We start from the raw sequence: 2627 nt of genomic DNA, 5'->3' as shown, positions 1-2627 counted from the left end.
CTGGTGTTCGGCTCGTCCCGCATCGTGCGCGTCGCCGACGAGCTGCTCGGCGGCAAGAAGGTCGCCGTGCACTCCAACCGCGGTCTCGCCGGGATCGACGGAACCATCGCCACCGCCACGGGGATCGCCCTCGCGAGCCAGGGCGACGAGCGGCCGGGCGTGACGCGCCTGCTGCTGGGTGACCTGGCGTTCCTCCACGACATGGGCGCGCTGCTGCTGCCTCCGGGCGAGGCAGAGCCGCGCCTGCAGGTCGTCGTCGGCAACGACGGCGGCGGCACGATCTTCGACGGGCTCGAGGTGGCCGGGGTGGCCGGCGACGACGCGATGACCCGCGTGCAGTACACGCCGCAGACCGCGCGACTCGAACAGCTCGCCCTCGCCTTCGGATGGGAGTACCACCGCGTCACGACGCGGGTGGCGCTCGATCAGGTGCTCACGGCCTCCACCGGCGGACGCCAGCTCATCGAGGTGCCGCTCGCCCGCTGATCGCGCCGACACGGCATCCCTCGATCCGGGAACCGTCAACGGGTGGCGTCGGGCACGCCGGACGCGCCAGCATGGCGTGATGAGCACGAAGAGCCGCTGGTCCTCGCCCGCCGCCGACGCCCTGCGCGTCGATCCCGGTTTCCGCCTCGCCGACATCGACACCCGGTCCACGCCCGGGTACGAGGGCGACAAAGACAGCGGGAAGGCCGACCTCGAGGCGGGTCGCGAACCGCTCGAGGACCTGCAGGAGCGGCTCTTCGCGCAGAGCGTCGCCGGCACCGCCACCGGTTCGGTGCTGCTGGTGCTGCAGGCCATGGACACCGCGGGCAAGGGCGGCATCGTGCGCCACGTCGTCGGGGCCGTCGACCCGCAGGGCGTGGAGCTGGCGTCGTTCAAGAAGCCGACCGCCGAAGAGCTCGCGCACGACTTCCTCTGGCGGATCGAGAAGAGACTCCCGGATGCCGGGCGCCTCGGCGTCTTCGACCGCTCCCACTACGAGGACGTGCTCATCGGCCGCGTGCGTCAGCTCGCCGCGCCCGACGAGATCGAGCGCCGCTACGGCGCGATCGTCGCCTTCGAGGCGCAGGCGGCCGAGATGGGCATCCGCGTGGTCAAGGTGATGCTGCACATCTCGAAGGACGAGCAGCGAGAGCGCCTCGCCGCGCGTCTCGAGCGCCCCGAGAAGCACTGGAAGTACAACCCCGGCGACGTCGACGAGCGCCTGCTCTGGGACGACTACATGGACGCGTACCAGGTCGCCATCGAGCGCACCTCGACGCCCGTGGCGCCGTGGCACGTCGTCCCCGCCGACCGCAAGTGGTACGCCCGGCTCGCCGTGCAGCAACTGCTCATCGACGCCCTCGAGGACATCGCGCCGCAGTGGCCGGCCGCCGACTACGACGTCGAGGTCGAGAAGAAGCGCCTCGCGGACTCCTGATCGTCAGGCCAGCGCCTCGACGATCGGGCGGAATTTCACGCGCGTCTCGAGCAGTTCCGATTCGGGCACGCTGTCGGCCACGATCCCCGCACCCGCGTACGCGGTGATGGGGGCCGTGGGTGACGAGGGTGCCGCGCGGTCGATCTGCGCGCAGCGCAGCGCGATGGCCCACTCGCCGTCGCCCGAGCCGCTCGTCCATCCGACGGCGCCGGCGTAGCGACCGCGGTCGAACGGCTCGAGGCGACGGATGACCTCCATCGCCGCGGTCGTGGGGGTGCCCGCGACCGCGGCCGTGGGGTGCAGCACCGACAGCAGATCGAGAGAGGACGCGTCCTCGCTCAGCACGCCCTCGACGTCGGTCGCGAGGTGCCACACGTTGGGCAGCTTGAGCGTGAAGGGCTGCGCCTCGGCCGCGAGCGACGAGGTGTGCGGACCCAGTGCGTTCAGCACGCTCTGCACCGCGAAGCGGTGCTCGTCCTGGTCCTTGGAGCTCTCGGTGAGAGCGATGGATGCCGCGACATCGGCGTCGGCGTCGCCGCCGCGGGCGACGGTCCCGGCGAGGACGCGCGCGGTCACCGTGCCGTCCGACACCGTCACCAGCGTCTCGGGGCTTGCGCCGATCAGACCGTCCACCGCGAACACCCAGCAGTCGGGATAGCCCTCGAGCAGCGATCGCACGAGCCGGCGGAGGTCGGAGCCGGAGGGCACCGTGCCGGTGATGTCGCGGGCGAGCACGACCTTGGCCACCTCGCGGGAGCCGATCGCCTCGATGGCCTGGCGGACGGCATCCTGATACTTCTCCGCCGTCTGGAGCCCGGGGCCCAGCGTCGCCGACCAGTGCGGACCGAAGGGGGAGCGCGGGGGCAGCTCGGGCTCGGGCTCGTCGGGGGTGTCGTCGAACGCCAGGCGGGTCACCCACGCGCGACCGCTGTGCCGCCCGACGATCATGCCGGGAACGCGCAGCACGTTCTCGCGCGCGGAGCGCGGGTCGAACACGAACGAGCCGAAGCCCACGAGTCCCGTGCCCGGAAGCCCCACCGGGTCGTCGACGTCGGCGGCGGCGGCGATCGCGCGCCAGCGCTCCGATATCGTCGCGTCGCCGGGCTGCGTCCCCGTGTAGCGCAGCGTCAGCAGGTCGCCGAAGGCCGACAACGACTCCCCGCGCCGACTCCAGAAGAGGGGGTCGTACGGCGTGGTGTACGCC

General features: G+C 72.1%; 2 protein-coding genes and 1 pseudogene. 2 read left to right on the top strand and 1 reads right to left on the bottom strand.

The annotated features are described in order from the left end of the window. Together DBR36_RS18490 and DBR36_RS13300 are read left to right on the top strand one after the other, a co-directional pair. Positions 1-486, top strand: a pseudogene (locus tag DBR36_RS18490) (thiamine pyrophosphate-binding protein); the annotation flags it as partial. A 79-nt stretch (positions 487-565) separates the two neighbouring features. After that, positions 566-1423, top strand: a complete 858-nt coding sequence (locus tag DBR36_RS13300; RefSeq protein ID WP_108320139.1) for a polyphosphate kinase 2 family protein — start codon at positions 566-568, stop codon at positions 1421-1423. A gap of 3 nt (positions 1424-1426) precedes the next feature. Here the strand turns inward: DBR36_RS13300 and DBR36_RS13295 are convergent. Then, positions 1427-2627: isochorismate synthase MenF (locus DBR36_RS13295; RefSeq protein ID WP_108320137.1), on the bottom strand; the 1201-nt coding region annotated here is incomplete at its 5' end.

Origin of the sequence: Microbacterium sp. HMWF026, from assembly GCF_003061325.1 — a bacterium.
Taxonomy (GTDB): Bacteria; Actinomycetota; Actinomycetes; order Actinomycetales; family Microbacteriaceae; genus Microbacterium; species Microbacterium testaceum_E.
The sequence above is the reverse complement of the archived record's forward strand: the minus strand, read 5'-3'. Positions and strand labels throughout refer to the sequence as shown.

Excerpts from the sequence above, each read along its gene's own strand:
- DBR36_RS13300 (WP_108320139.1), top strand. The coding sequence starts at position 566 with ATGAGCACGAAGAGCCGCTGGTCCTCGCCCGCCGCCGACGCCCTGCGC.